Raw genomic sequence first — 25,884 nt, forward strand, 5'->3', positions numbered from 1 at the left:
CGCGGGGACATCTCAGCCGAAGAAGACCTCGGCCTCCTCGTAGCGGCCGGCCGGCACGGTCTTCAGCTCCTCGGTGGCCTCGTCAAGGCCCACCCTCACGATGTCGGTGCCCCGGAGTGCGACCATCTTGCCGAAGTCGCCGTCCTGCACCGCGTCGATGGCCTGCAGGCCGAACCGGGTGGCCAGCACCCGGTCGAAGGCCGTGGGAGTGCCGCCGCGCTGGATGTGGCCGAGCACCGTGGTGCGGGCCTCCTTGCCGGTGCGCTTCTCGATCTCGCTGGCGAGGTTCTCGCCGATGCCGCCGAGCCTCACGTGGCCGAAGGCGTCGAGTTCGCCCGCCTGCAGCGCCATCTGGCCCTCGATCGGGTGCGCGCCCTCCGCGACCACGATTATCGGCGCGTACTTCGTCTTGAAGCGGGACTCGACATAGGCGCAGACCCGGTCGATGTCGAAGGGCTTCTCCGGGATGAGGATGACGTTGGCGCCGCCCGCCATGCCGGCGTGCAGGGCGATCCAGCCCGCGTGGCGGCCCATGACCTCGCAGATCAGCGCGCGGTGGTGGGACTCGGCGGTGGTGTGCAGGCGGTCGATCGCCTCGACGGCGATGTTGACCGCCGTGTCGAAGCCGAAGGTGTAGTCGGTGGCGTTGAGGTCGTTGTCGATCGTCTTGGGCACGCCGACGACCTTCACCCCCTTGTCGAAGAGCTGCTTGGCCACGCCAAGGGTGTCCTCGCCGCCGATCGCGATCAGCGCGTCGATCCCGCCCTTCGCCAGGTTCTCCTTGATCTTCTCAACGCCACCGTCGATCTTGATCGGGTTGGTCCGCGACGAGCCCAGGATCGTCCCGCCGCGCGGCAGGATGCCGCGCACGGCCTCGATGTCCAACGGCATGGTGTCGCCCTCAAGAGGACCCCGCCAGCCGTCGCGGAACCCGACGAACTCATGCCCGTGGACGCCCACTCCCTTACGCACGACAGCGCGGATAACGGCGTTCAGGCCGGGGCAGTCGCCGCCCCCGGTGAGCACTCCGATACGCATGGCATCCTCCGATTTGAGTCTGAGACAAGATGATCAGACTAAATGGCACGGTCGGTCGGCGACGGAATTTCCACCACCTATGGAACGCATTCTGCCGTCAGTTGCCCCAGTGGTCTAGACCAAATGGAATTAGTCCTCACATGCCGCTTCCCGCGATCAACGGAGAGGTGGCATGTGAGCGCCCCCACCGGGCCCGAAGCCTGGCCCGGGGTCCGCACCCGAGCGGGTCGCGCACGTCGCGGGCACCTCGGGTGCGCCTCGGGGATCCCGGAGGGGAGACCACGGTCCGGCATCTCATGAGTCATACCCAGCCGGAAGCGCCGGCCCCACCTCCGGCGGGCACCTCAGGGCACCGGCGGGCACCTCAGCGCACCGGCGGACGCCTCAGGGCAGAGGCGGACGCCTCAGGGCAGAGGCGGACGCCTCAGGGCAGAGGCAGCACGCAGGACGGGGTACCGACGGCGAAGACCTCCCCCGCGGGCCGCGGGACGCCGTCCTTCAGCGGGAGCACGGCGACGGTGCCCGAGTGCTGGTTGGCCACGTACATGCGGCCGTCGGCGATGGCGAAGTGCCTCGGCCAGACGCCGCCGCAGGCGACCTCCGCGACCGGCTTCAGCTGGGGACCGGCGAAGACCGAGATCGTGTCGGGGCCTCGGTTGGCGACGTAGACGAGCCCGCCGCTGACCTCCAGGTGTGAGGGCTGGTTCCGCCCCCCGCCCCCGCCGGCCGGGGCGACCTGGATCTCGCGCCATTCGTCGTCGTAGGCGCGCACGGTGCCGTCCAGCTCTCCCGCCACGTACCAGTGGCCGCCCGCCCTGGCCATGTGCCGGGGGCCCATGCCGGGCGCGAGCCGTACCGGCCCCTCCGGGTGTGGGACCACCTCGTCCCCGACCAGGTAGCGACGGACCTCGTCGGCGCCCAGGTCGCTCACGTACAGCACGCCGTCGGGGCCGAAGACCGCCTGGTGGGCGTGGGCCCCCGCACGGTAGGGGAAGATCCACACGTCGGTCAGCAGGCCGGATCCGTCGATGCCGTGCACGCTGAGGGTGCCGTCGCCGTAGTTGGCCACCGCCAGGCGCGTACCGGTGGGATCCACCGCCAGGTGGCAGGGGGCCGATCCCTCGCTGGGCCGCTGCGCGAGCGGGCTCAGCGTGCCGTCGCCGGCACGGGCGAAGACGCCTACCGTGCCGCGCTCGGCCTCCCCCACCGCGTACAGGACCGGGAGGGCGGGGTGGACGGCGAGGAACGACGGCCCGGAGGCGGGCGTCTCCCCGAGCCGTGCGAGACTCCCCAGCTCCACCAGGGTGATTCCCGGCCCGGACCCTTCGGTGTCCGGGGTGTATCCACCGATGTACGCGACCTCAGCCATCATGCTCCCGCCACGGGCGCGGCACGCGCCGCCCCAGCCCATTGTCCGTTCCAAGGCAAAATGCGAAGTTAGCGCAGTTAACCGGTGATCTCACAGCCGCCCGCCTCGAAAAACCTCTCTCCACTTCGTTGACTCAGTCTGGGCGGAGCGCGCACTGGGAGGCCAGGCTCACCGGCGACGTCATCCGGATGCCCACGGCCGACCTGATCAACCAGGTGGTGGACGAGATCGTGGCCTACAAGGCCTCCCGCCCCGCCTACTGGGCCCTGCTGCACGGCTCCGCCACCGGCGACCGGCCGGCGGAGGGGGCCGAGCGGCTCCACCGGGGCCTCTCCCGGCGCGTCGCCGAGGTCCTCGCCGTACGCGCCCCCCCACCTCGACGAGAACCGGCGCCTGCTGATCGCCACCATGATGCTGGCCGTCATCAAGGCGGTGCTCCCGCTGGTCGCGGCGGGACCCCCGGAACGCGCGGCAGAACTGACCGCCGAGCTCAAGTCCCTGCTCACGGACTACCTGTCGACCGCCACGGAGCCGGCCCACTCCCCCGGCGACTCGCCGAGTTACACGAGGAGTCGACCGAGGTGGTCAAACAGGTCGCGTCGCTCAGCGGCGGAAGGGGCCGGTGACCTCGTAGGTGACGCCGTCGGTGCCGGCGGCGTCGCCGCGGGCGCCGCGCTGTGAGGAGAAGTAGAGGCGGTCGCCGCCCGGTGAGAAGGCGGGTCCGGTGATCTCCGACCTGGGGTGGCCCGCGATCCGCAGGACAGGGGTGACGACCCGCCCGGGGGTGATCAGGTTGATCTCCATGTCACCGCCGTCCTCGGCGACGTAGAGGTCGCCGGACGAGGTGCCGGTGATGTTGTCGACACCGGCCGACGGGGCGTCGGTGTCGTAGACGACGCCCAGGTGCTCGTTCTCCGTGTCGTACGCCCACACCCGGTTGTCGCCCTTGGTGGTGAAGAAGCACACGCCGTCCGCGTAGTGGCAGCCCTCCCCGCCCGAGAAGCGCCGGGCGCCGGCGACCTGCTCCCGGGTGGCCTTCAGCAGCGCGCCGGGGTCGGGCACCCGCCGCCAGGTCACCGCACCCGAGCCGGACTCGGTGCAGAGCACCTCCAGGGTGCCTGTCGTCAGGTCGCCCCAGTAGGTCGGCCGGAACCGGTAGAAGCAGCCGTCGGGCTCGTCCTCGGTCAGGTAGACCACCCGCCGATCCGGGTCACAGGCCGCGGCCTCGTGTTTGAAGCGGCCCATGGCAAGGCGCGGCATCGCGGCCCGCGCGCCGTAGGGGTCGCACTCGAAGACCCGGCCGCGGAAGATCTCCTCGCACGACAGCCAGGAGTTCCACGGGGTGCGGCCACCCGCGCAGTTGAGGTCGGTGCCCGACAGGATGCGGTAGGCGCCGACGACGGCTCCCTGCGGCCCGAACCTGATGGCCGACGCCCCGCCGAGCAGCGGGATCTCCGAGTTGGACACGTAGATCCAGCCGTCACGGTCGGGAAAGCACGCGCCGCCGTCCGGTGCCGGGTGCCAGAGCGTCCCGCCGACCCTGCGGCCGGTGCGGGCGACGATCCGGCTGGTGAACCCCTCGGGCAACGCCACCCCGTTGGAGTCGGGCTCGCCGAGCGGTCCGTAGGGGCCCGCGAAACGCGACGTGACGGCGCCGGCGGCCCCCTGCCAGAGCGAGCCCGCGAGAACCGCGCCGGCGGCCAGACCTCCGGTGCGTACGAACGTACGGCGAAGCATGTCCCCTCCTCCTCGTCCCTCACGGTATGCCGCAAGCCGATCAAGCTCACATGAACGCCGAGACTCCACGGACGCAAACATTGCGCAAATCCGAGAACAAACATCCGTCAAACCAGGTCGGCCTATCACCAAGATCGCCATCTGTCCCACCGGACGCGTTCACAGTGGAATCCTCACCGCCGTCGGATCAGGAGGACCGTTGAGCGAGGGACTCGCGTTCGCGAATCCAGTCTTCGAGACCGCGCCCCGGGTGGGCACCCGCCGAGCTCTCGTCTTCCTTGACTCCCCCGCGACCGCGACCGCGCCCCCGCCGCTGCCCTCCGGCCCGCTTCAGGTCCCCGTCCGGCACCCCTATCCGCCGCACGACCGGGGTCGGGCCGGGCCGCCGCCTCGGCAGGCCCCCTCTTCGGGCCCCCCTGCCGCCGGGCCGCACACCGAGCGGCCGGACGCGCGCCTGGCGAGCGCGCTGCGCGCCGAGGGGTTCACGGTCGACGCCGAGACCAGCGGCGGAGCGGGCGCGGACGGCGAGCGCGTGTGGCACCTGCTGAGCTCGGCGCGGGAGGGCGACCTGCTGCTGATCCGGCTGCCCGCCGACGGCGGCTGGACCTCGGGACAGCTGGGATCGATGATCGGCACGTTCGGACGGCAGGTCGGCGAGTCGCTGGCGGCCGCCGTCCTGCTGATCGTGGACTTCGGCTGGAGCACACTGGACGGCTCCGCCGAACCGGTCAGGCAGCTCGCGGTGGCCGGGGAGCCGAGGGTGGCGGCGGCGGCCCTGACCCTCACGCTGAGGCTCGACGAGACGGTACCGGGCCCGGTGCGCACGCTGACCGACGTCATCGCGGAGGGCCTGATGACGCGAGCCGCCGATCTCGACGGGGACGGGACGATCAGCGTCGGGGACCTGCATGCCTACGCGCTCGCCAGCTACACGGCGGCCTCGGCCGCCCGCACCCCCATCCTGATCGCCTACGGAGCCGTCGCCGGTGTCGCCCTGACCCCGGCCAGGGACGCCGCCGCCGGGCCGCACGCCGCCTTCACCCGCGTCCTGGCGCGGCTCGGCGATCACGCCCCGCCCAGCTGCGGGATCGAGATCGTACGGCGGGTCTACGAACTCCATCTGAGCGCCCCGGCCAGGGAGCTGCTGCGCAGGGCCGCCCTGCTCGACGAGGGCGAGCCGATCGACGAGATCCTCGGCGACGCCGCCGAGCTGCGGCAGTGGGGCCTGCTGGGCGAGACGACCACGTTCGTCCATCCGGACGTGCGGAGCTTCGGCCACTCGCGGCTCTCCGCGGCCGAGAGGGCGCAGACCTCGGCGCTGCTCCGCCGCCGCCGGGCCGGGCTCCGTACGGTACGGCCCCGGGCCAGGCTCACCGCCGACCGGTGGACCACGGAGGACCAGCTCGGGCACCGGGTCTACGCCGAGGCCATCGCCGCGTTCGTCCGCCACCCCGAGACCCGGCCCCCGCTGACGATCGGTGTCAAGGGGCCGTGGGGCACCGGCAAGACCTCCCTGATGCGGATGATCCAGGATCTGCTGGATCCCGGGGCCGCCGGGGACACCCCCGTCCCGATCCACCTGCCGGGCTCCCGCGCGGAGCGGGCGCTGACCAACGCCGAGGTACTGGCCAGGACGGGCCGGCGCCCCAGGGAGAGCGCCGGGCGGGCGGAGCCGGATCCGCTTCCGCTGCGGCAGGCGGACTGGCGGCCCACGGTCTGGTTCAACCCGTGGATGTACCAGAACGGCGAGCAGGTCTGGGCCGGGCTGGCCCACGAGATCATCAGTCAGGTCACCGGGCGGCTGCCCCGCACCGAACGGGAGCGGTTCTGGCTGGAGTTGAACCTGTCCAGGGTCGACCGGGAGGCGGTCCGCAGCCGCGCCTACCACCTGGCGATGACCCGCCTGGCACCGGTGGCCCTCGGCCTGGTCGCCACCCTCGTTCTCACCGGGGCGCTACTGGCCGCGGCCATGCTGCTGCCCGCCTTCGGCGCCCTCCTGGGGAACACCGCGGCGGCCGTCGGCACGGCCGGCTCGGCGGCGGTGGTGGGGGCGGGCGCGCTGCGGCTGGCACGGTTCTTCGGAGAGTCGGCGGCCAACGCGTTCCGCGGCCTGGTCACCCAGCCCGACCTGCTCGGCCCCGGCGCGGCCGGCGGGGCGGGCGGCGAGGGCGCGGCCACCCCCGGGTACCGGTCCAAGACCGGCTTCCTGCACCTGGTGCAGACCGACATGCGGCAGGTCCTCGACCTGGTCGCCACCGGGGAGCGCCCGCTGGTGGTGTTCGTGGACGACCTGGACCGCTGCTCGTCGGGAACGGTGGCGCAGGTCATCGAGGCGATCAACCTGTTCCTCGCCGGCGAGTTCCCCAACTGCGTGTTCGTGCTGGCCATGGAACCCGAGGTGGTCGTCGCGCACGTCGAGGCCGCCTACCCGGAGCTGGCCGGGACGCTGCCCGCGGGCGGGCGGTCCGGCCTGGGCTGGCGGTTCCTGGAGAAGATCGTGCAGCTACCGCTGAGCGTGCCGCTGCTTGACGACGCCGACCGGCTGCCCGCCTTCGTACGGGCGCTGCTCGGCGTCTCCGACACCACCCGGCCCGCAGACGTTCTCCCCGGCACGGAGACCGTACGACCGCGGGACCCCGACACCGCATGGACACCGAATCCGGCCGGACCGCGTCCGGCGGGTCCCCCAGCCGCCCTGGAACGGCTCGACCCGCCCCCGGATCCGGCCGGACCGCGTTCGCGCGGTCCCCTGCCTCCCGCACGGCCCTTCCCGTACGACGCGGCCACGCCGGGCCCGCCCGGCACCGCCACGCGGTCGGGAGCGGCCGTGCAGGGGCGGCGTACATCCGTGCCGCCGGTGGGCGCGCGGAGACTGGAACTGTGGGCGCCGGTGGAGGCGCTGGGACCGCACCCGCTGACGGACGTGCCGGGATCGCACGCACCACCGGGCGGCTCGCACGCCTCGGGCGCGTGGGCGGCCGAGCCGCCGGACCCGGTCCAGGTGAGCCGGTTGCAGGACGCCATCTGGGCGCTGCGCCCGACCACGACGACCCTCGACGAGGCGGCGCGGCTGGCCCAGGACGCCCTGGGCATCGAGTGCTCCGACGCCGTCGGCGGCCTCTGCGCGGCGACCCGCGAGGCCGCCGACCGGGTCTTCGACGACCTCTACAGCGACGAGAACGCCTACCTGGCGATCGAGTTCGTGCTTCCGGCCCTGACGTTCTTCAACCCGCGTGAGATCAAGCGGTACGTGAACGTCTTCCGCTTCTACTCGTTCCTGACCTACCGCCGCGCCCTCGCCGGGGCGCCCCCCGCCTCGGACAGCGAGGTCGCCAAGCTCGCCGCGCTGGCCGTCCAGTGGCCGCACCTGCTGTCACCACTGGCCAGGGAGTACGACGGGGTGAGCGCGCTGCGGCGCCTGGAGCAGGCCGCGAGCGACGATCCGAGCTGGGAGCGTGCCGTCCACGAGACCGGCCTGACCGACCCCGACACCCCCGACGGCACCCACCTGGACTCCCTGCGCGACCTGCTCACCCGCCCCCACCCCATCGCCGACCTCGCCCGCTACCTCCTGTGAGCCGGCTGGCCCCGTTTTCCGACGGTGGCGGCGCGCCGCCCGCGCGCCCGGGCCCCGGCGACCTTCCGAGCGAGCGAGCGGCCGTGCGGCCGTGCGGCCGTGCGGCCGATGAGTCTCACGTGTCGTTTGAGTCTCACGTCTGTGGTCTCATTTACGAACTCGACAGGAAGGACGAGTTCGTGCATCGGCGCGCTGCGCGATCCATGCCTGAGTGGCGTCTTCCAGTGGCTGTGCCAACCGTGTACCACGTCCAGCGTTCGCCCGGTGGCCGGGCGTTTTCGCTGACCTTCAAGTGAGGCACAAGTACGTTCTGCGACTTTGGTCACCGATGTCGAGATCGCAGGAGATTTTCTATGGGGGTTCGCAACTTCTTCCCGGCCGGCCGGATGCGCAGGTGGACGACGCCGTTCCTGCCGTACGCGTCCGGACCGGGAGGGGGCCCGGAGACCGCGTGGCTCGATTCGCAGGCCATCGGGGACACGAAGGAGATCTCGCTGGGAGAAAGGGTGCGACCGCGCTACCCCACCTACTGGTGTTGACATCCTCCCTCGCCTGAAGGCGTGGGATTCCAACAGCGACTACCCCACGAGGAGAAGGTCGCGTTGAGGTTCACGGTTCGCAGGCTCCGGCAACCCGGCGCCTCTCCGCGCAGCCACCGTCTGCCCAACGGCGGTATCTCGGATGTTCTTCGCGGCGTTGACGTCGGCGTTGTCCCGCCACCCGCAGGCCACGCACAGGAAGAGAGCTTGACTCTCGCGGCTCTCCCTGGCGATGTGCTTGCAGACGTTGCAGGTCTGCGACGTGTACCGCGGGTTGATCTTCCGCACCCGGCCAGGAGCCTTCTGCTCCAAGCGGGTCACGAGTCGGCCCCACCCGGCTGCGAGGATGCCCCGGTTCAGGCCCGCTTTCTGACAGACATTCCTGCCGGGCGCCTCGATGGTGCCGCGAACCGACCGGGTCATGTTGCCGATCTTCAGGTCTTCGACCGCGATGACGTCGAACCGCAGGGCCAGATCGGTCGAGGTCTTCTCCACCCAGTCTTTGCGGCGGTCGCTCTCACGCGCCTTCAGGCGGGCGATCGCGGCCTTGACCGTGCCGCGCCGGTTCGACCCCCGCTTGGCGCGGGCGAGTTTGCGCTGAAGCCGCAGCAGACGCCTCTTCTCCCCATCGTGCAGGGCAGGGGTGTTCAGCAGATCGCCCGTCGACAGGGCGGCCGACACGCTCACGCCCCGGTCCACTCCGACGACCTCTCCCCTCCCCGGTGCGGGGAGCGGTTCGGGAATCGTCGCGAACGCGATATGCCAGCGTCCGGCCGCATCGCGGGTCACCCGGTAGGACTTCGCCTCGGCGACGGTACGAGACCAGCGCAACCGCACCCAGCCGACCTTGGGGATCCTCACCTCGCCGACGTTGCGCGACAGGCGGCGCACATCACCGGGCTTGACCGCGACGATCCGAAACCCTTCGCCCTGCCCACGCTTGCGGAAGGTCGGCCTGCGGTGGGTTTTGCCGAAGAAGTTGCTCATGGCGTGAGCGAAGTCCTTGAGCGCCTGCTGCTGAACGATGATCGACCCGGCGCGCAGCCAGTCGAACGCGGCGCGGGCTTCGGTGAGCTGTCGGCACTGCTCGGCGAAACCGGGCGCGGACTTGATGCCGGGCCGCCAGTGGGCGTGCTGCTCCACCGCGAGGTTCCACACGTATCGGGCGTGCCCGCAGTGCTCAGCCAGTACCTGCTCTTGGGCAGGCGAAGGCTGAAGCCGGAAGCGGGACATGCCGATCAATCTACCGAACCCCACCGACAAAACCGGGAGACCACCGTGCCCGACCGTTCCGCGTTTCCTCCCCGCGCTGAAGGACGGGGCATCCACACTGGAGATGGTTGGTGACGACCACCGGCTCCGCCGTTTCGCCCAGGAGGCCACGGTGACCGGTTGCCATGCCCGGCTCGCATTCACTCCGTCGGTACGCGACAGACAGCAGCATGCGCCTCTCGGACCACCTACCTCACCAATGAAGGGCGGAACTATTCCAGGTCGTGGTCAGCCGCGAGTTCGCGCCCAGGAGCGAGGAAATCCACGGCGTACTCGGTCACGTCACCGTACTGATCCCAATAGAAGTTGGTCATGGTGAGCACCGGCAGGCCGTTCTGCACGCCGAACACCGAGGCGATGTCCTCTGGGACCGGTTTGATGGCGACGATGTCACGGCGCCGGACGGCCCTTCGGCCGGTCCGGTCCTCGACCAGCCCGAAGGTCATCTGAGGGAGCGGCTCCGCGACCAGTAGTTCGGATGCCGCCTCGCCCAGCTCGCCGGGAAGCCACGAGGTGGACACCACGACGGCACCCCTGTCGTCATGGTACGCACGGCGCCGCCGAACGACGGAGGTCCCTGTCTCGACTCCCAGCGCATCCGCGATCTCCTCGGATGCCGGGACAATTCCGGCGCTCAGGATCTCGGCCCGCTCGCCTGAGCGATATCCGTTCCCGGTCGCCCTCAGCATTCGCAGGCGACCGGCACAGATCACGGCGTCCAGGCCGGATCCCGGCCGATGACGCCGAGCAGGCGGTCGAACCGCGGGGCGTCGTCCGGCACTGCCACCGGCGGCCCGAAGGCACCGCGCTGCCTGCCCATCTCCGCCATCTGGTCGGTGAAGTGCAGCGCCCGCGAGACGGCCTCGGGGTCCGGCTCGTACTCCTGGCCGGTGGCCCTGGCCAGGTCCCAGCCGTGCACGACCATGTCGACGAGGTACATGTGGGCCAGCATGGTCATCGGCAGGCCCATGGCGGGGCTGGTCCCCTCCCAGGCCTCGGGCCGCGACCAGGCGGCCAGCATGCGCTCCGCCCGCTCGGGGAAGTCGCCCGCGTAAGGCCCCTGCTCGACGTTCGGCCCCTTGCGACCCAGCGACTCGAACATCTCCGCCACCCACTCGAGGTGGTTGATCAGGTCCTTGACGTCGAACTTCGCGCATGGCGTCGAGGACCCGAGCTGCTCCTGCCGTACCGCGCGCACCAATCCCGCGGTCCGTTCGGTGGCGTGCGTCATCAGCGGCATCATGTCGTCCATGGCAGCCATCTTGCCCCGCCTACCTGAGGCGCGGCTTGTAGAAACGCGACAGCGCGGCTGGGTCGACCCGTACGCAGGGCTCAACGCCTTCAATTTCGCCCGTCAGGCGCCATCGCCCGAAATTTCGGCGTATGTGGATCACTTCTGGGTCGTCACCTGGACCGACCTCGCCGAGCCGTACGAACAGCGCATCGTCTCGCACCCCACCGTGAACATGACGATCACCCCGAACTTCCACCGGATCGCGGGAGTGATCAAGGGCGGGTTCTCCTACACGATGCGGGGCAGCGGCCGCGTGCTCGGCACACGCTTCCGCCCCGGCGGCTTCCGGCCGTTCCTCGGCGGCCCGGTGTCCCAGCTGACCGGCCGCTTCGTGGAGATCGACGAGATGTACGGCGCGGCGGGCGCGACCCTGGTCGAGCAGGTCCTGGCCGAGCCCGACACCCGGGCCGCCATCGCACTCACCGAGACGTTCCTGCTGAGTCTGAGGCCGGATCAGGATCCGCCGGCGGAAGAGGTCGCGGCGCTGGTGGCGATGGCGGAGAGCGACGTGTCCGTGACCAGGGTCGACGAGCTGGCCGCCAGGTCGGGGCGGTCGGTGCGCTCGCTGCAGCGGCTGTTCCGGGACCACGTCGGCATCGGCCCCAAGTGGGTGATCCGCCGCTTCCGGCTGCACGAGGCCGCGGAGCGGGTCTACCGGGGCCTCGACCTCGCCACGCTGGCCGCCGAGCTCGGCTACACCGACCAGGCCCACCTGACCCGCGACTTCACCGCCGCGGTCGGCATGCCACCCGCCGCCTACGCCCGGCTCAGAAGCCAGGCCTGATCCTCCCGCACCGGCAAACGCCCCCCTTCAGCGGGGCCACCTCATCGCCAAGGAACCCGAAGCACACCAAAGGCGCCCCGGCCGGTGAGCCGGAGCGCCCCGGCGAGACGATCTAGCGCTGGGCCTCGATCATCCAGTGATGCTTCTCCAGGTCCTGAGTGATCTCGATCAGGAGATCCTGGGTCACCAGGTCGGGCTTCTCGGTGGCGACGATCCGCTCGCGCATCCGGCGGATGATGGATCCGAGGATGTCCGTCATGGCGGCGACGACCTTGCCGTCGTTGATGTAGCCCGCCTCCAGCTGCGGCACCTCGGTGTGGCTCGCGATCGTGGAGGACCGGCCGTCGGGGTTGCACCCCATGGCGACCGCGCGCTCGGCGACGGTGTCCGAGTGCTTCCTGGCCGACGAGACGATCTTGTCGAGCTGCAGGTGCAGTGTGCGGAAGTTATGACCGATCACATTCCAGTGGGCCTGCTTGGTCAGGAGCGACAGGTCGAGCAGGTCGACGAGCGCACCCTGGAGCGCCTGGCCGACGACCTTCTTGTCTTCTGGCTTGAGTGGACTGGTGATCGAGGACATGGAATTTTCCCCCTGTTTCGAGCTCGATTTCCTATTTGCTACGGAATGTCCGTACCCATCTATCCGCATCCCTATCCAGGCTTTTATGTTGACAGTGTCATGATGACAGTGTCACTATCGACATATGGAATGGACCATCGGTGAACTGGCCGAGCGGGCGTCCGCGGCGCTGGCCCCCACCGCCCGGCTCAACGGGCGGGTCAGGGACGTGCCCAACGAGCGGCTCATCCGGTGGTACGCCACGATCGGCCTACTCGATCCCCCCTTGGCCCGACGCGGCCGGGTGGCCCTGTACGGCAGGCGCCACCTGCTCCAGCTCATCGCGGTCAAGCGGCGCCAGGCCGACGGCCGGACCATCGCCGAGATCCAGGCCGAGCTGACCGGAGCCACCGACCAGACCCTGGAGTCGATCGCCCGCATCCCCGAGCGGTCGCCCGAGCACACAGCCGAGACGGTCTCCCCCAGGACGGCACGCCCGCGCTTCTGGGCCGAGCCGTCCTCGGCCCCGGTGGAGACCGGCCTCACACCACCGCAGAAACCCGCGCCACCACCGAAACCGGCCCCCCATCCGGCCGCGCGGTTCCCGCCTCCCGCGCCGGCCACGGAAACCCGGCCACCCGCCCCACCCGCCCCGCCTGCCGTGCTTGCCGTGATCGTGCACGGCGTACGCCTGGCGGACGGCGTGACGCTGCTGCTCGACGGCGGCGCCGACGGCGGACGCGCCCCCTCACCCGACGACCTCGCCGAGATCACCGCCGCGGCACAGGGGCTCCTGTCGCTCCTGCGCGAACGCGGCCTCACACCTCCGGAAGGAACGCACTCATGACCATCTCGATCACAACACTGCCGCCGGAGGAGTGCTCGCCCGTCCCGGACGCCGGACTGGGGGCGCTCAGCACCGAGCGCGGCAACCTGCCGCTGGAGAGCGTGGACGTGACCGCCTCCGTGTCCGGCCTGATGGCCGGGGTCGAGGTGGTCCAGGGCTTCCGCAACCCGCACGACGTGGCGCTGGAGGCGACGTACGTCTTCCCGCTGCCCGACCGCGCCGCCGTGACCGCCTTCAGGATGGAGGCCGGCGGGCGGGTCATCGAGGGCGTGCTCAAGGAGCGCGGCCAGGCCAGGGCCGACTACGACCAGGCGATCGCCCAGGGCAGGCGGGCCGCGATCGCCGAGGAGGACCGCCCCGACGTCTTCACCATCAGGGTCGGCAACATCGTGCCCGGCGAGCGGGTCACCGTCCGTCTCACGCTGAACCAGCCGCTCCCGTACGAGGACGGCGCGGCCACCTTCCGCTTCCCGCTGGTCGTCGCCCCCCGCTACGTCCCCGGCGCCCCGCTGGACGGCGAGCGGGCGGGCGACGGGTGGGCCCCGGACACCGACGCGGTCCCCGACGCCTCCAGGATCACCCCTCCGGTGCTGCTGCCCGGCTTCCCCAACCCGGTCCGGCTCTCGCTGGCCGTCACCGTCGACCCGGCCGGCCTGGAGCTGCGCGAGATCCGCTCCAGCCTGCACGTGGTCCTCCAGGAGGAGGACACCACGATCCGCCTCCAGCCGGGCGAGCGGCTTGACCGCGACTTCATCCTGCGCCTGGCCACGGGCGCCTCCACCTCTCTGGCGCTGGCCCCCGACGACGAGAACGGCGAGGGCACGTTCACGCTGACCGTCGTCCCCGACCCGGCGCCCGCCGGAGCGAGGGCCAAGGACGTGGTGCTGGTGCTCGACCGTTCGGGCAGCATGACCGGCTGGAAGATGGTGGCCGCCCGGCGCGCCGCCGCCCGCATCGTCGACACGCTCACCTCCCGCGACCGATTCGCGGTGCTCTCCTTCGACACCGTCGTGGAGCAGCCGGACGGGCTCGACGAAGGACTGTCGGAGGCGTCCGACCGCAACCGCTACCGGGCCGTGGAGCATCTGGCCAGGCTGGAGGCGCGCGGCGGCACCGAGATGCTGGCCCCGCTTGAGCAGGCCGCCGCGCTGCTCGCCGACTCCGGCAGGGACCGGGTGCTGGTGCTCGTCACCGACGGGCAGGTGGGCAACGAGGACCAGATCCTGAAACGGACCGGATCCCGGCTGGCCGGAGTCCGGGTGCACACGGTCGGCATCGACCGAGCGGTCAACGCCGGTTTCCTGGGCAGGCTCGCCGGGCTGGGCGGGGGCCGGTGCGAGCTGGTCGAGTCCGAGGACCGGCTGGACGAGGCGATGGAGCACATCCACCGCAGGATCGGCGCCCCCCTGGTCACCGACCTGGCCCTGCACGCCGAAGGGCTCGACCTGGTCACCGAGACGATCGGCCACGTCGGCTCGATCTACCCGGGCGTCCCGCTCACCGTCCTCGGCCGCTACCGAGGCACGGCCTCGGGGGCGCTGACCGTCCGGGGCCTGGACGCCGCCGGCCTGCCGTGGGAGCGCCGGGTCACCTCCGCGACGGTGGACAACCCGGCGGTACGGGCGATCTGGGCGCGGGGGCGGCTGCGGACCCTGGAGGACCGCTACGCGACCGGCGACCGGTCACTGGAGGCCGAGATCGTGGAGACCTCGCTCAGGTACGGGGTGCTCTGCCGGTTCACCGCCTTCGTCGCGGTCGACACGGAGGTGGTCGCCGAGGGCGGTCCCGGGCACCGGGTGATCCAGCCGGTGGAGCTGCCCAGCGGCTGGGAGAGCCCCGTCGCCGCCGCACCGATGATGCTGACCTCGCCGGCAAGCGCGAGCGCGGCCCCGAGCCCGCCGATGGGACCGCCCGGGATGGCCGCACCCGGTTCCGCGCCGAAGTTCGCGGCGAGCGCGATCGGCGGCGGCCTGCCGCAGGAGGCGGCGGCCGGCGGCTTCGACGACCGCGCCCGGATGCTGCCACGCCCGATGCCGGCCCCCAGGTCGCAGAGCAGGCCGCAGGAGCCGCCGAGGGAGCAGCTCGCCGAGGAGCTGAGGCGGCTGCGCGCCGCCGCGTCCCTGCCCGCCACCGAACGGCTGCTCATCCTGGAGGACCTGGGCAGCCGCCTCGCGGCCCTGGCCGTCTACCTCGGCGGCCACGCCGAGCTGGCGGCCCTGGCCGAGGAACTGCAGGCCGGCGGGGACGTGGACGCCCTGTGGCAGCGGGCCGTGGAGGGGCTGGAAGCCCTGGTGGGCTCCGGCGGGCGCCGACCGTTCTGGAAGCGGTGACCTCCTCCGGGCCCGACCGGAGCGGATCGGCGGCCGGGCTCGGAGGTGGGACGGGTGGCCGGTGCAAGGCGGCGAGACCGGTGCCGGACAAGAGTGCCGCCCAGCCTCGCGACTCCACATAAAGTAGCGGGATGGTGATTCTGGACGGCGGCCTGGCCACCCATTTGGAGGAGCTGGGCGCGGACCTGCGAGACGACCTGTGGTCGGCGAAGCTCCTGCTGGAGAACCCCTCCGTGATCCGGCAGGCGCATCTCGACTACTTCACCGCCGGTGCCGAGGTGGCGATAACGGCGAGTTATCAGGCGAGCATCCCGGCGTTCCTGAGGCGGGGTCTGAGCGCCGCCGAGGCCGAGGACCTGATCCTGCTCTCCGTGCACCTCGCCGCCCAGGCCAGGGACGCCCACGGCTCGGGGACCGTGGCCGCCAGCGTCGGACCCTACGGCGCCTACCTGGCCAACGGCGCCGAGTACACCGGAAAGTACGACCTCGACGAGGACGGTCTGACCGACTGGCACCGCGACCGCTGGCACATCCTGGCCGACAGCGAGGCCGACCTGCTGGCCTGCGAGACCATCCCCTCCTACCTTGAGGCGAGGGCGCTCCGGCGGCTGCTGGCCGAGACGCCGGGGATGCGGGCCTGGGTGAGCTTCTCCTGCCGCGACGGCCTGCACATCAACGACGGCACCCCGCTGCGGACCGCAGCCGGCCTGTTCGCCGGCAACCCCCAGGTGATCGCGATCGGCGTCAACTGCACGGCACCGCGCCACGTGCTCAACCTGATCTCCCAGATCAAGGGCAAGCCCACCATGGTCTACCCCAACTCCGGCGAGGTCTGGGACTCGGCGAACCGCCGCTGGCTCGGGCTGGCCGACCCGGTGGAGTTCGGCGAGGCCGCGGCCGGGTGGACCGCGGCGGGTTCCGCCTTCGTCGGCGGCTGCTGCCGCACCACCCCGGAGCACATCCGCCAGATCCGCGCCCACCTGACCTGAACGGTCACCTCACCGGCCGGCCGAACGTCCCCGCCGACGGGACCTCGGCGGCCGGGTCGGGGTTGTAGCGCTCCAGGTGCTGGGTGCGCCGGATCAGGCCGCGCAGGTCGGCCAGGGGGCCGGAGACGACGCCGTCGGCCCTGGCCTGAACCAGGACGTTGCCGATCGAGGTGGCCTCGACCGGGCCCGCGACCACGGGAAGACCGCAGGCGTCGGCGGTGAGCCGGCAGAGCAGGGCGTTGCGCGAGCCTCCGCCGACGATGTGGATCGTGTCCACCGCCCGCCCGGTGAGCCGCACGGCGTCCTGGAGCGCGGCCCGGTGTGCCGGCGCGAGGGAGTCGATCACGCAGCGGACGGTCCTCGCGCGGGTCTCCGGGACGGGCCGGCCGCTGCGGCGGCAGAAGTCGGCGATGCGTCCGGGCATGTCGCCGGGCGCGTGGAAGATCGGGTTGTCGGCGTCCACCACCGACCGGAACGGCGCCTCCCGCGCGGCCTGCTCAAGCAGCGCCTCCAGGTCGACACGTCCGCCCGGCGCCGCGGCGGGCGACGCCACACCCGGCGGAACCGCACCGGGTAAGGGCTCCGTGGACGGAACCGCAGCGGACGGAACCGCGGTGGACGGCCCTCCGTCCGGAGCGACACCCGACTCCCAGGTGCGGATGCACTCCTGCAGGAGCCACAGGCCGGTCCGGCAGCCGACCCACCGGCTCGGCAGGGCGGCCACCGAACTGCTGCTGGACGAGTGCGACAACCCGGAATCCCACGCCCACCAGCAGGTCATGTTCCAGCCCGAGCTGATCGTCCGCGAGTCGACCCGCTGATCTTCGCCTTCCGGCCGCCCCTCCGAAGGCCCGGGCCGTCCGGAGGGGACACCTCGCTCAGGGGCGCTTGCGCGCCTGAGCGGTGGCCTCCTTGGCTGCGCGGGCGGCCTCGGCCTTGGCGCTCGCGGCGTACCTGTCGACGTACTCCTGACCCGAGAGCTCCATCAGCGCGTACATGATCTCGTCGGTGACGGCGCGCAGGACGAGTCGGTCCTCCTCCATCCCGTAGTAGCGGGTGAAGTCCAGCGGCTTGCCGAACTTCACGCCCGGGCGGATGCCCAGCTTGGGCAGGACGCGGCCGGGAGGCATCATCTCAAAGGTGTTGACCATCGCCCACGGGATGACCGGCACGCGCGACTCCAGCGCCAGCCGGGCCACCCCGGTCTTGCCCTTGTAGAGACGGCCGTCGTGGGAGCGGGTGCCCTCGGGGTAGATGGCGAGCACATGGCCCTCGTTGAGGATGCGTTTGCCGGTACGGAGCGCCGCCTCGCTGGCCTTGCCCCCTGAGCGGTCGATGGGGACGGTGCCGACACCGCTGAAGAAGGCCCTGCTCACCATGCCCTTGAGGCCGCGGCCGGTGAAGTAGTCGGACTTGCCGAGAGAGATCACCTTGCGCCGCAGGAAGAGCGCGCCGAAGAAGTGGTCGGCGAACGACAGGTGGTTTCCGGCCAGAATCACCGGTCCCTGCCTCGGTACGTTGTCCACGCCCTCCACCCACGGGCGGAAAATCACGTGGAGCAGGGGTCCGAGGATCGCCTTCACCACCCAGTAGAACACTCCATGCTCCTTCAGTTGACAGGCGAGGACCTGGAGTTATCCTCCCACTTCCGGCCTCAGTCACCTACCCCGCCGAACCACCCAAATCGACCTCTCGCAAAACACGCCCCAGTCGTGCGACGATCGGGCGAACCTTACAAGGAGCCGCGATGCCAGTCATGCCCGGTGCGGAGGCGTACCACCATGCGGGAGGACAGATCGGCGTCCTGCTCTGTCATGGATTCACCGGATCGCCGCAGTCCCTGCGCCCGTGGGGCGAATACCTGGCGGCGGCGGGCATGACCGTGTCGCTACCGCGGCTGCCCGGCCACGGCACCACCTGGCAGGAGATGAACCACACCCGCTGGGAGGACTGGTACGCCGAGCTGGACAAGTCCCTGGCGGACCTGCGCGGCAGCTGCGCCGAGGTCTTCGTCATGGGCCTGTCGCTCGGCGGCTGCATGGCACTGCGGCTGGCCGAGGTGCACGGCGACGGGATCAGGGGGCTGGTGATCGTCAACCCGTCGGTGACCAACGACGTGCCGCTGCTCAGGCTGGCACCCCTGATCAGGCTCGTGATCGCGTCGGTGCCCGGCGTGGCGGGAGACATCAAGAAGGAGGGGGCGACCGAGCTCGGTTACTCGCGCACGCCGATCAAGGCCGCGGCCACCCTCCCCCGGCTCTGGTCTCTGACCCAGTCGGAACTGGGCAAGGTCACCCAACCTGTCTTGGTTTTCCATAGTCCGCAGGATCATGTTGTGAAACCGGCGAGTGTGCGTATTCTGCGTGAGAAGGTGACCGGGGGGAATCTGAATGTGGTGGAGCTCGCCGACAGCTACCACGTCGCGACTCTTGACAACGATGCGGATCGGATCTTTGCGGGGAGCCTGGAGTTCGTCAAGACGAACGCGTCTGTACCCTTGCAGAGAGACTGATCCCGAGCGGAGGATGCGCGGTCTCCGGGAGAAAGTGATCGGCCGATGAACAATGGGCCCAGCTAAGTGACACCTCAAAGTGACGAGGACGAGGTCTGGCGTCAGATCGTCGCGTCCTTCAACGATCCCGCCGAGCATGACTTGGCACATCAGCCGTGGCCGGACAGCGAGAACCTCCCGGCCGAACCTCCGCGACGGGTGATCAAGCAGTCGGACGAGGAAGACCTCCTGCGGGAGGACGACCCGGCCGACGACTCCGACACCGAACGGGGCGACGGCGAGGAAGAGGAGGGGCACTACGTGCCTCCGCCGCCACCCCCGCTGCCCAAGACCGACGCCACCACCAAGATCGCATGGCTGGCCCTGTTCGGCGGGCCCGCCTACCTGCTGCTCAGCGCCGCGCTCAGCTGGAACCTGCAGGGCTGGATGCTGTTCACCGCGGTCGCCGCGTTCATCGGCGGTTTCGTGGCGCTGGTGGTCCGCATGGGCGACGGTCCGCCCAACGACTCCGGCTGGGACGACGGCGCGGTCATCTGAGCCCTGGGCTCGGCCTACGACTTGACGCCTACGACTTGGCGCGCGCCGGGGTGCCGAAGCGCTCGATCACGTCCGTGTACTTGCCGGAGGCGTCGACCACGTGGCCGACCGACCACACGGTGCCGGTGCCCGGCAGATAGGTCACGGATTGGAGCCTCACCGTCCGGGAGTCGGTGGCCTCGGGACCGCGCAACGCCCTGACCTTGTGCCCGTCGTAGCGGAGCAGGAATGCCTCGCCAGGCCGGTCCAGATCGACCCCGGAGATCCAGAAGTGCCCCTTGCGATCGCCGGTCACCCCGTACAGGCGGATGTCACCTGCGGGCAGGGACACCCGGGACCACTTCTTGCCGTTCCACGACAGGATCAACGGGACGGTCTCGCCGGCCTCCCGGTAGAGACCGCCGACGGCGAGTGCCCGCTTCGGCCCGTCGAGGTAGACGTCGCGCAGATAGCCGCCGGGAATCTCGGGGGTCTTGAAAAGCTTCCAGCGCCCGCCGGACTGCCTCATGATCAACGGCCTGCCGGCGGCGTCGCCCACCGCCCACCCGTCGCTCTTGCCCGACAACGCCACGCCGTACAGCATTCCCCTGCCGGAAAACCGGGTGAGCTTCCACTTCGAACCGGTGCCGGTCACGATCAGGGGCGACTTGTCACGGCGGCCGACGGCGACCATCCGGCCGGGGACGGCCGCCACCCCGCCCAGCCAGTCGCCCGCGTGCAGTTTGTCGACAACGACCCTGTCGAAGGACGCCCCGTCCCCCTTCGCCAGATAGGGGAGGCCATCGTGCCCCTCACCGACGGCCCACAGCTCCGACGCCGAGGCCGCCGCGACGGAACGCAGGGGCCCCGCACCTGTCGGGTCGTTGCGGATGCCGACCTCGTTCCAGGAGGAACCGTCCCAGTGGATGATCGCGCCGCGGCTCTGCCAGACGTCCCAGACGCTCTGCTGGCCCACCGCCCACACGCTCGCGGCCGAGACGCCCACCACGTCGGAGAGCGATCCGTCACTGCTCAGGCCCGCGCTGACCGGAGCCTGCCAGGCCTCGGCCACGGGCGGGCTGACGGGATCGGCGTGTGCTGGAAATGTGTGCGAGGACAGCAGGAGCAGGCCTCCCGCGCAGAGAGCCAGCGCACGCCGCGGAAGGCGACGGGTCATGTTTCAAATGGTACGGGGCTCCTCCCCTCCCCGTGTCCAGGTCTCCCCAGTTAATAGGTGCGATCCGGAAAGACGCCCTACCGCTCGTCACGAAAACCCTGATCCCACCGGTTTTCTCAGCTCCCGGAACCGGCCTCTACCGAAGTGGGGTCCGGACGGTCGCCGCCGCCGGGGCGCGGATGATCCAGCTCGGCGACCACCGGCAGGTGGTCGGTGGCGGCCACCAGGTCCGCCGGGTCGGCCTCGGCACCGCCACAGGAGACCACGGAGAGACCGGCCACCGCGAAGATCGCGTCAATCCGCTTGTGCGGACCCCTGGCCGGGAAGGTGAAGCCGTCACCGCGCGGTGAGACCGGGTAGCAGTCGGTCAGTCTCTCGGCGAGGTGCTGCCAGCTCGGCTGCCCGGACTGCTCGTTGATGTCTCCGGCCAGCACCGGCAGCGCGCCGAACCGGTCGGCCGCCTCTCCCAGGAGCCTCACCGCCTCGCCCGCGTGACGGCGCCTGGCGGTCTCGTCGAGGTCCAGGTGGATGGAGCCGACGGCGAACCGCCGCCCCTCCGCCTCCACCACGGCGATCGCGACGGCGCGCCGCTCCAGGGGAAAGAAGGACTCAAGCAGGTGCCCCTCCCCGTGCAGCAGCCGCACGCCGGGGCCGGTCAGCACCGCGACACCGCCCCTGCGGGGGCCGGCCGCCACGGCCAGTCTCCCGAAGGCGGCCAGCCGTCGGCGCCTGCGGCGCCAGCAGAGGAACCGGGGCGCCTCCTGCACGCAGAGCACGTCGGCGCGGAGCGCGGCGACCACCCGCCCCAGCGCCGGGATGTCGTCCCGCATGGAACGCACGTTGTAGCTGGCGATCCTGAGCACCACGGCTGCCTCACTTCGCGACGCGTGACGCGAGGGTAACCGCGCGCCGCCGGACATGCCAGCTATCCACCCCTAATCGGTATACGGGCCGTCGGCATGCGTGCGGCGGTGCGGGCCCGGCGCCTGCCCGAGGTTCCGGTCAGCGCCTGCGGGCGAGATCCGCGGCGCCCACCAGGCCCGCCGAGGCACCGAGTTCGGCCAGCCGGATGTCGGCCGGCGGGCGGTGCCCCCGGCCGCTCAGGTGCGTGGCGAAGAACTCTCGGGTCTCGTCGATCCACAGATCCGCGGCGCGCGAGACACCGCCGCCGAGAACGAAGCAGCCGGGGTCGAGGACGGCGGCGAGATCGGCCAGGCCCTGACCGATCCAGCGGGCCATCGAGGAGAACGCGGCCAGCGCGGCCGGGTCCCCCTGCCTGGCGGCCTCGGTGATCTCGTGGCCCTCGATCTGGTCCGGCGTACCACCGGCGATCTTCAGGAGCCTGACGGCCCTGTCCGGCTCGGCCTCGGCGATCTCCCTGGCATCCTTGACCAGGGCGTTGCCGCTGGCGTACTGCTCCCAGCAGCCGAGGTTGCCGCACCCGCACCGGCGCCCCCCGGGGACCGCCTGCATGTGGCCGAACTCGGCGCCCATCCCCCAGCGTCCCCGGTAGAGGGAGCCGTCGAACACGATGCCGCCGCCGATGCCGGTGCCGACGGTCACGCACACCAGATGGCTCTCCCCGCGACCGGCACCGAACCTGGCCTCGCCCCACGCCATCGCGTTGGCGTCGTTCTCCACCACGACGGGCAGGCCGACCAGGTCGGAGACCTTCTTCCGCAGGGGCTCCTCGCGCCAGGCGAGGTTGGGAGCGAACCGGACAATGGACCGGGTCTCGTCGACGAACCCGGCGGCGCCGAGACCGACGGCCTCGATCTCGCGATCCCTGGCGAGCTCCAGGATCACGTCACCGATGGTGTGGGCGACCTGCTCAGGGTTCCCGGCCGGGGTGGGCCGCAGCAGGTGCGTGACGATCTGGCCGTCCTCGTCGACGACTCCCGCCGCGACCTTGGTACCGCCGATGTCCACGCCGATGGTCAGCGCCATTGTCCGTTTCTTCCTCTCCGCCTGGGCTCATCCCAGGTCGATGTGCTCCACGGGGGTGTCCTTGCGCTCGCGCTCCCGTGTCCGCTGACCGGGCGCGGACTTACCGAGCCCGTCGACCGCCGACTTGAAGGCGGCGAACAGTTCGGTGCCGGCCTGCATGAGGTGGTCGGTGACGGCGGTTCCCGACTCACGCTGCGCGGCCATCGCACGGCAGACGGGGCAGGCCCGGCAGATGTACTCCTCGTGCTCGGAGACCGCCTCCTCCCACACGTCCCGCTCTCTTCCCCGACCGCCACCGGAGAACGCGCTGCCGAAACCGGTCATCGTGCCCTTGATCAGATTCTTGCGCAGTTCCCTGGTCGCCTTCTGCTGCAGCGTGTCGAAAAGTTTGAACGCCTCCTCGGCGGCGGTGCCCAGCGGGTCCTTACCGCCCTCGGCCCGCTCTTCCCGCACCCGCTCTTCCCGCACCTGCTCCTCGCGCACCCGCTCGTCTCGCCCGGCGCGCTCCTCGCGCTCGCCGGGCCGGGCCCACGGGGTCCAGCCGGTCCGCTCCTCGCGCCGGACCCGCTCGGCGCGCTCGAACCACGCGGCGCGCGCATCGCGCTCTGCCTGCTCCGAGGACGGGGGCCGCCCGGAATCCGGAGCCTCGGCCACAACCTCGACGGGCTCGCCCTTCGCCTTGGCCGACTTAACGGACTCGACCGGCCCGGTGGACTCGGCCGATCCGGTACGCCGGGCACGCCCGGGTTTCGAGGCTTCCTCGGCCGGCTTCGCGCGTCGGCTCCTCCGGGCCTTCTCGGCGCCTTTGGCGTCGGCAGCACCAGCGGCCTCGGCGGCGACCTTCGGTGTCACGGCATCGGCGGTCTTGCCCGGCTTTCTGGGCGTACGCGGCTTCGGGGTCTTCTCTGCATCATTCGTGTTATCAGTCATCAGGCCCTCCCGCTTCGAACCGTACCCGGAGAAACCCATCTCGGAGCGCGGCCTCCCGCACCGGCCGGCGGGCCAGAGCGGCAGGCAGGGCCAGGACCCGGCGGTAGGAACCGGCATTGACGATCAGCTCGTCGCCCTTGCGCGCCAGATCCACCTCGTTCTTGTCCGCGAGCGGCAGGGCCAGGATCAGCTCCCCCGCGGCGGTGATCCGCAGCGGCGGGTCGACGGAGGGCGGGGCGAAGGGGTCGCCCTCGCCGTACATGGCCTCGGCGACCCCGGCGAGAGCGTCGAGGCCGACGGGCTCGGCCTCAAGGTAGGGCACGGTGTGCACGGGCAGCGGCGCGAAGGACTCCTCGACCTCGGCCAGGTGCAGGGCCTGGGCCCGCACCCACCTCTGCCGCCACGGGTCGGCCCCCTCGGCGGGGAAGACCCGGTTGGCGATCACCGCGTCGACGCGGTAGCCGTACAGGCTGAGGGAGGTGAGCGTGCGACGGGCCTCGGCCAGCACGACGGCCTCGGGGGTGAGTACCAGCCGGACGCTCGCGCCGGGCCCGGTGAGCAGCTCGCGCACCTCCATCAGCCCCCGGTGGAGCCGTTCCCCAGCACCCACCACGTGGTCTTCCGGCACGCTGACCTGCGCCAGGCGGCGGATCAGCGGGGAGAGGGTGCGCAGCAGCCGCCTGCCGACGGGCAGCAGCCGGTTCACGTGCCAGTCGAGGGCCTCGGGCAGGGCCAGCAGCCTGAGCGTCTCGGCGGTCGGGGCGCAGTCGATGACGATGACGTCCCACAGCCCGGCGCGCGCCTGCTCACGTAGCTCCAGCAGCGCGACGACCTCCTCGGCGCCGGGCAGCACCGTGATCTCCTCGGCGGTCACCTCGTCGAGGCCGAGCTCAGCGAAGACGCCCTTGGCATAGTCGCGCAGCTCGCCCCACTGGCGCTCCAGCGCCCGTTGAGTGTCGACCTGCTGCAGGGAGAGGCCTGGCGCGATCTCGGTGGGCCCCTCCCCCGCGTGCACGCCGAGGGCGTCGGCCAGCGAGTGGGCGGTGTCCGTGGAGACCACCAGGGTTTTAAGGCCGGACCGGGCGGCGAGGGTGGCGGTGGCCGCGGCTGCGGTCGTCTTGCCGACACCGCCCTTGCCGGTGAAGAGCAGGACCCGGCTCACGTCATCCTCCCTGGGGACGGCTCCGTGATCACGCCCCGCTCCCTCATGGGGTCTCGACGCGCTTCTTCAGCCCCTTCAGGGCGGTGTCGACGATGACCTTCTCCGCCTTCCGCTTGATCATGCCGATCATCGGCACCTTGAGGTCGACGGCGAGCTCGTACGTCACCTCGGTGCCACCGCCCACGTCGGTGAGACGGTAACTCCCGGTGAGCCTGGAGACCATCTTCCCCGCCTCGGCGATGTTCCAGTCGACGGACTCGTCTCCGTTCCAGGTGTAACGGAGGGTGTACTCGTCGCTGATCACGCCCGCGTCGAGGACGAATCCGACCGTGGCCGGCCGGCCGTCCTCCCCGGTGGAGAGGATCCGCGCGGATTTCACCTGACCCGCCCACTGCGGGTAGGAGGGGAAGTCGGCGATGACCGTCATGACGGTCGACCGGTCCGCGCCGATCGTGATGCTGGAGGTGGTGCGATCAGCCATGGGCCAACCGTACTGCTTCACGATCGTCCGTGTACGCCGGCGGGGCCGGTGGCGGCTACCACTCCAGCGCGAAGGGGACGCCCCTGTTTCTGAAGTGCCCCACGTTGAGGCACTCGGTCCTGCCGACCCGGGTGCGGGCGGCGAGGGGCTGGTGCACGTGGCCGAAGAGGGCGTAGCGCGGCTGGGTCCGTCTGATCGCCTCCAGGGTGGCCTCGCTGCCCCGCTCGAAGCGCCGGGCCACCACGTCGTAGAGCAGTTCGGGGATCGCGGGAGGGATGTGGCAGCAGAGCACATCGACCTCGCCGACGGCCGCCACCTTGCGGTCGAACTCCTCTTCGTCGATCTCGTACGGGGTCCGGTAGGGGGTGCGCAGCCCGCCCCCGACGAAGCCGAAGCGCAGGCCGCCTATCTCCACGGTCTCGCCGTCGAGCACGTGGTGGCCCTCGCGCACGTACTCTGGCCAGTAGATCGGCAGGTCCACGTTGCCGTAGGTGAGGTAGGCGGGGGTCGGCATCGCGGCGAAGATCTCACCGTACTGCCGCCTGACGGAGCGCTCGATGTGCTCGCGCGGGCCGCCCTCCAGCGAAGCCCACAGCGCCGAGGACATCGCCCGCGCCTCGTCGAACCGCTTGGCGGTCCTGAGCGCGATGAACTCCGCAGCCCGCTCCGCCCCGAAGAGCTCGGCGAAGATTCCCTGGGAGTGGTCGTCGTAGTCGACGAACAGGATCAGGTCGCCCAGGCAGATCAGGGCGTCGGCGCCGTCTCCCGCGCGGGCCAGTGCGTCGGCTCTCCCGTGTACGTCGCTGACGACATGAACCCGCATG

General features: G+C 71.1%; 26 protein-coding genes and 1 pseudogene. 11 read left to right on the forward strand and 16 right to left on the reverse strand.

The annotated features are described in order from the left end of the window. Positions 1-12: 12 nt before the first annotated feature. Both OIE13_RS18280 and OIE13_RS18285 read right to left on the reverse strand, forming a co-directional pair. A complete protein-coding gene (locus tag OIE13_RS18280; protein WP_326638177.1) occupies positions 13-1,038 on the reverse strand; it encodes a 6-phosphofructokinase in 1,026 nt (341 codons plus the stop codon). 424 nt (positions 1,039-1,462) lie between these two features. Further along, the gene (locus OIE13_RS18285; protein ID WP_326638175.1) at positions 1,463-2,410 is read right to left on the reverse strand and encodes a lactonase family protein; all 948 of its coding nucleotides are present in this window, start codon (positions 2,408-2,410) and stop codon (positions 1,463-1,465) included. Between the two features lie 185 nt (positions 2,411-2,595). On the opposite strand from OIE13_RS18285, the pseudogene OIE13_RS36735 reads away from it, so the two are divergent. Both OIE13_RS36735 and OIE13_RS36740 read left to right on the forward strand, forming a co-directional pair. Next, positions 2,596-2,757 (forward strand): annotated as a pseudogene (locus OIE13_RS36735) (TetR/AcrR family transcriptional regulator); the annotation flags it as partial. Between the two features lie 61 nt (positions 2,758-2,818). Next, positions 2,819-3,088, forward strand: a complete 270-nt coding sequence (locus OIE13_RS36740) for a hypothetical protein (protein WP_442816070.1) — start codon at positions 2,819-2,821, stop codon at positions 3,086-3,088. Here OIE13_RS36740 and OIE13_RS18295 read toward each other — a convergent pair. Beyond that, positions 3,011-4,144 carry an alkaline phosphatase PhoX gene (locus tag OIE13_RS18295; RefSeq protein WP_326638171.1) on the reverse strand — a complete coding sequence of 378 codons (1,134 nt, stop codon included), beginning with the start codon at positions 4,142-4,144 and terminating at the stop codon, positions 3,011-3,013. The two genes, OIE13_RS36740 and OIE13_RS18295, sit on opposite strands and share 78 nt — an antisense overlap. Positions 4,145-4,343: 199 nt before the next feature. Between OIE13_RS18295 and OIE13_RS18300 the strand changes: the two genes are divergently transcribed. Together OIE13_RS18300 and OIE13_RS18305 are read left to right on the forward strand one after the other, a co-directional pair. Then, positions 4,344-7,721, forward strand: coding sequence for a P-loop NTPase fold protein (locus OIE13_RS18300; RefSeq protein WP_326828447.1), 3,378 nt, complete (start codon positions 4,344-4,346; stop codon positions 7,719-7,721). A 353-nt stretch (positions 7,722-8,074) separates the two neighbouring features. Then, a complete protein-coding gene (locus OIE13_RS18305; RefSeq protein WP_326638168.1) occupies positions 8,075-8,260 on the forward strand; it encodes a hypothetical protein in 186 nt (61 codons plus the stop codon). Between the two features lie 39 nt (positions 8,261-8,299). On the opposite strand, the gene OIE13_RS18310 is transcribed toward OIE13_RS18305, so the two are convergent. The 3 genes from OIE13_RS18310 to OIE13_RS18320 all read right to left on the reverse strand — a co-directional run bounded on the left by OIE13_RS18310 (position 8,300) and on the right by OIE13_RS18320 (position 10,784). Further along, positions 8,300-9,493 carry an RNA-guided endonuclease InsQ/TnpB family protein gene (locus OIE13_RS18310; protein ID WP_326638166.1) on the reverse strand — a complete coding sequence of 398 codons (1,194 nt, stop codon included), beginning with the start codon at positions 9,491-9,493 and terminating at the stop codon, positions 8,300-8,302. Between the two features lie 251 nt (positions 9,494-9,744). Beyond that, positions 9,745-10,221: a UTRA domain-containing protein gene (locus OIE13_RS18315; protein WP_326638164.1), complete on the reverse strand. Its 477-nt coding sequence runs from the start codon at positions 10,219-10,221 to the stop codon at positions 9,745-9,747. 20 nt (positions 10,222-10,241) lie between these two features. Beyond that, the gene (locus OIE13_RS18320) at positions 10,242-10,784 is read right to left on the reverse strand and encodes a TIGR03086 family metal-binding protein (RefSeq protein WP_326638162.1); all 543 of its coding nucleotides are present in this window, start codon (positions 10,782-10,784) and stop codon (positions 10,242-10,244) included. On the opposite strand from OIE13_RS18320, the gene OIE13_RS18325 reads away from it, so the two are divergent. Beyond that, positions 10,783-11,610, forward strand: a complete 828-nt coding sequence (locus OIE13_RS18325) for a helix-turn-helix domain-containing protein (RefSeq protein WP_326638160.1) — start codon at positions 10,783-10,785, stop codon at positions 11,608-11,610. The two genes, OIE13_RS18320 and OIE13_RS18325, sit on opposite strands and share 2 nt — an antisense overlap. Positions 11,611-11,722: 112 nt before the next feature. On the opposite strand, the gene OIE13_RS18330 is transcribed toward OIE13_RS18325, so the two are convergent. Continuing rightward, the gene (locus tag OIE13_RS18330; protein ID WP_326638158.1) at positions 11,723-12,190 is read right to left on the reverse strand and encodes a Dps family protein; all 468 of its coding nucleotides are present in this window, start codon (positions 12,188-12,190) and stop codon (positions 11,723-11,725) included. Positions 12,191-12,314: 124 nt separating this feature from the next. On the opposite strand from OIE13_RS18330, the gene OIE13_RS18335 reads away from it, so the two are divergent. From OIE13_RS18335 to mmuM, 3 genes are all read left to right on the forward strand, one after another. Next, the gene (locus OIE13_RS18335) at positions 12,315-13,016 is read left to right on the forward strand and encodes a MerR family transcriptional regulator (RefSeq protein ID WP_326828448.1); all 702 of its coding nucleotides are present in this window, start codon (positions 12,315-12,317) and stop codon (positions 13,014-13,016) included. Next, positions 13,013-15,346, forward strand: a complete 2,334-nt coding sequence (locus tag OIE13_RS18340) for a VIT domain-containing protein (RefSeq protein WP_326828449.1) — start codon at positions 13,013-13,015, stop codon at positions 15,344-15,346. Before OIE13_RS18335 ends, OIE13_RS18340 begins: the two co-directional genes overlap by 4 nt. A gap of 131 nt (positions 15,347-15,477) precedes the next feature. Next, on the forward strand, positions 15,478-16,335 hold the full coding sequence (mmuM, locus tag OIE13_RS18345; protein ID WP_326638153.1) for a homocysteine S-methyltransferase: 858 nt from the start codon (positions 15,478-15,480) through the stop codon (positions 16,333-16,335). A gap of 4 nt (positions 16,336-16,339) precedes the next feature. On the opposite strand, the gene OIE13_RS18350 is transcribed toward mmuM, so the two are convergent. After that, the gene (locus OIE13_RS18350) at positions 16,340-16,888 is read right to left on the reverse strand and encodes an FGGY-family carbohydrate kinase (protein WP_326638151.1); all 549 of its coding nucleotides are present in this window, start codon (positions 16,886-16,888) and stop codon (positions 16,340-16,342) included. A gap of 31 nt (positions 16,889-16,919) precedes the next feature. Between OIE13_RS18350 and OIE13_RS18355 the strand changes: the two genes are divergently transcribed. Then, positions 16,920-17,156, forward strand: a complete 237-nt coding sequence (locus OIE13_RS18355; protein ID WP_326638149.1) for a substrate-binding domain-containing protein — start codon at positions 16,920-16,922, stop codon at positions 17,154-17,156. A gap of 57 nt (positions 17,157-17,213) precedes the next feature. On the opposite strand, the gene OIE13_RS18360 is transcribed toward OIE13_RS18355, so the two are convergent. Beyond that, positions 17,214-17,933: a lysophospholipid acyltransferase family protein gene (locus OIE13_RS18360; protein WP_326638147.1), complete on the reverse strand. Its 720-nt coding sequence runs from the start codon at positions 17,931-17,933 to the stop codon at positions 17,214-17,216. A 149-nt stretch (positions 17,934-18,082) separates the two neighbouring features. On the opposite strand from OIE13_RS18360, the gene OIE13_RS18365 reads away from it, so the two are divergent. Both OIE13_RS18365 and OIE13_RS18370 read left to right on the forward strand, forming a co-directional pair. After that, on the forward strand, positions 18,083-18,847 hold the full coding sequence (locus tag OIE13_RS18365; protein ID WP_326638145.1) for an alpha/beta hydrolase: 765 nt from the start codon (positions 18,083-18,085) through the stop codon (positions 18,845-18,847). A 66-nt stretch (positions 18,848-18,913) separates the two neighbouring features. Next, positions 18,914-19,384 carry a hypothetical protein gene (locus OIE13_RS18370; RefSeq protein ID WP_326638144.1) on the forward strand — a complete coding sequence of 157 codons (471 nt, stop codon included), beginning with the start codon at positions 18,914-18,916 and terminating at the stop codon, positions 19,382-19,384. A 28-nt stretch (positions 19,385-19,412) separates the two neighbouring features. On the opposite strand, the gene OIE13_RS18375 is transcribed toward OIE13_RS18370, so the two are convergent. The 7 genes from OIE13_RS18375 to OIE13_RS18405 form a co-directional block, all read right to left on the reverse strand. After that, positions 19,413-20,540 carry a hypothetical protein gene (locus OIE13_RS18375; protein ID WP_326638142.1) on the reverse strand — a complete coding sequence of 376 codons (1,128 nt, stop codon included), beginning with the start codon at positions 20,538-20,540 and terminating at the stop codon, positions 19,413-19,415. A 116-nt stretch (positions 20,541-20,656) separates the two neighbouring features. Next, on the reverse strand, positions 20,657-21,406 hold the full coding sequence (locus OIE13_RS18380; RefSeq protein ID WP_326638141.1) for an endonuclease/exonuclease/phosphatase family protein: 750 nt from the start codon (positions 21,404-21,406) through the stop codon (positions 20,657-20,659). A gap of 136 nt (positions 21,407-21,542) precedes the next feature. Then, positions 21,543-22,487, reverse strand: a complete 945-nt coding sequence (locus OIE13_RS18385; protein ID WP_326638139.1) for an ROK family glucokinase — start codon at positions 22,485-22,487, stop codon at positions 21,543-21,545. A gap of 27 nt (positions 22,488-22,514) precedes the next feature. Then, positions 22,515-23,417 carry a hypothetical protein gene (locus OIE13_RS18390; protein WP_326828451.1) on the reverse strand — a complete coding sequence of 301 codons (903 nt, stop codon included), beginning with the start codon at positions 23,415-23,417 and terminating at the stop codon, positions 22,515-22,517. Then, entirely contained in the window at positions 23,410-24,579 is a 1,170-nt protein-coding gene (locus OIE13_RS18395; protein ID WP_326638135.1) for an ArsA family ATPase, read from the reverse strand. Before OIE13_RS18395 ends, OIE13_RS18390 begins: the two co-directional genes overlap by 8 nt. A 43-nt stretch (positions 24,580-24,622) precedes the next feature. Further along, positions 24,623-25,060, reverse strand: a complete 438-nt coding sequence (locus OIE13_RS18400; RefSeq protein ID WP_326638134.1) for an SRPBCC family protein — start codon at positions 25,058-25,060, stop codon at positions 24,623-24,625. A 55-nt stretch (positions 25,061-25,115) separates the two neighbouring features. After that, on the reverse strand, positions 25,116-25,883 hold the full coding sequence (locus OIE13_RS18405) for a metallophosphoesterase family protein (protein WP_326638133.1): 768 nt from the start codon (positions 25,881-25,883) through the stop codon (positions 25,116-25,118). Position 25,884: the final 1 nt, after the last annotated feature.

The sequence above is a fragment of the Streptosporangium sp. NBC_01810 genome, from assembly GCF_035917355.1.
Lineage (GTDB): Bacteria > Actinomycetota > Actinomycetes > Streptosporangiales > Streptosporangiaceae > Streptosporangium.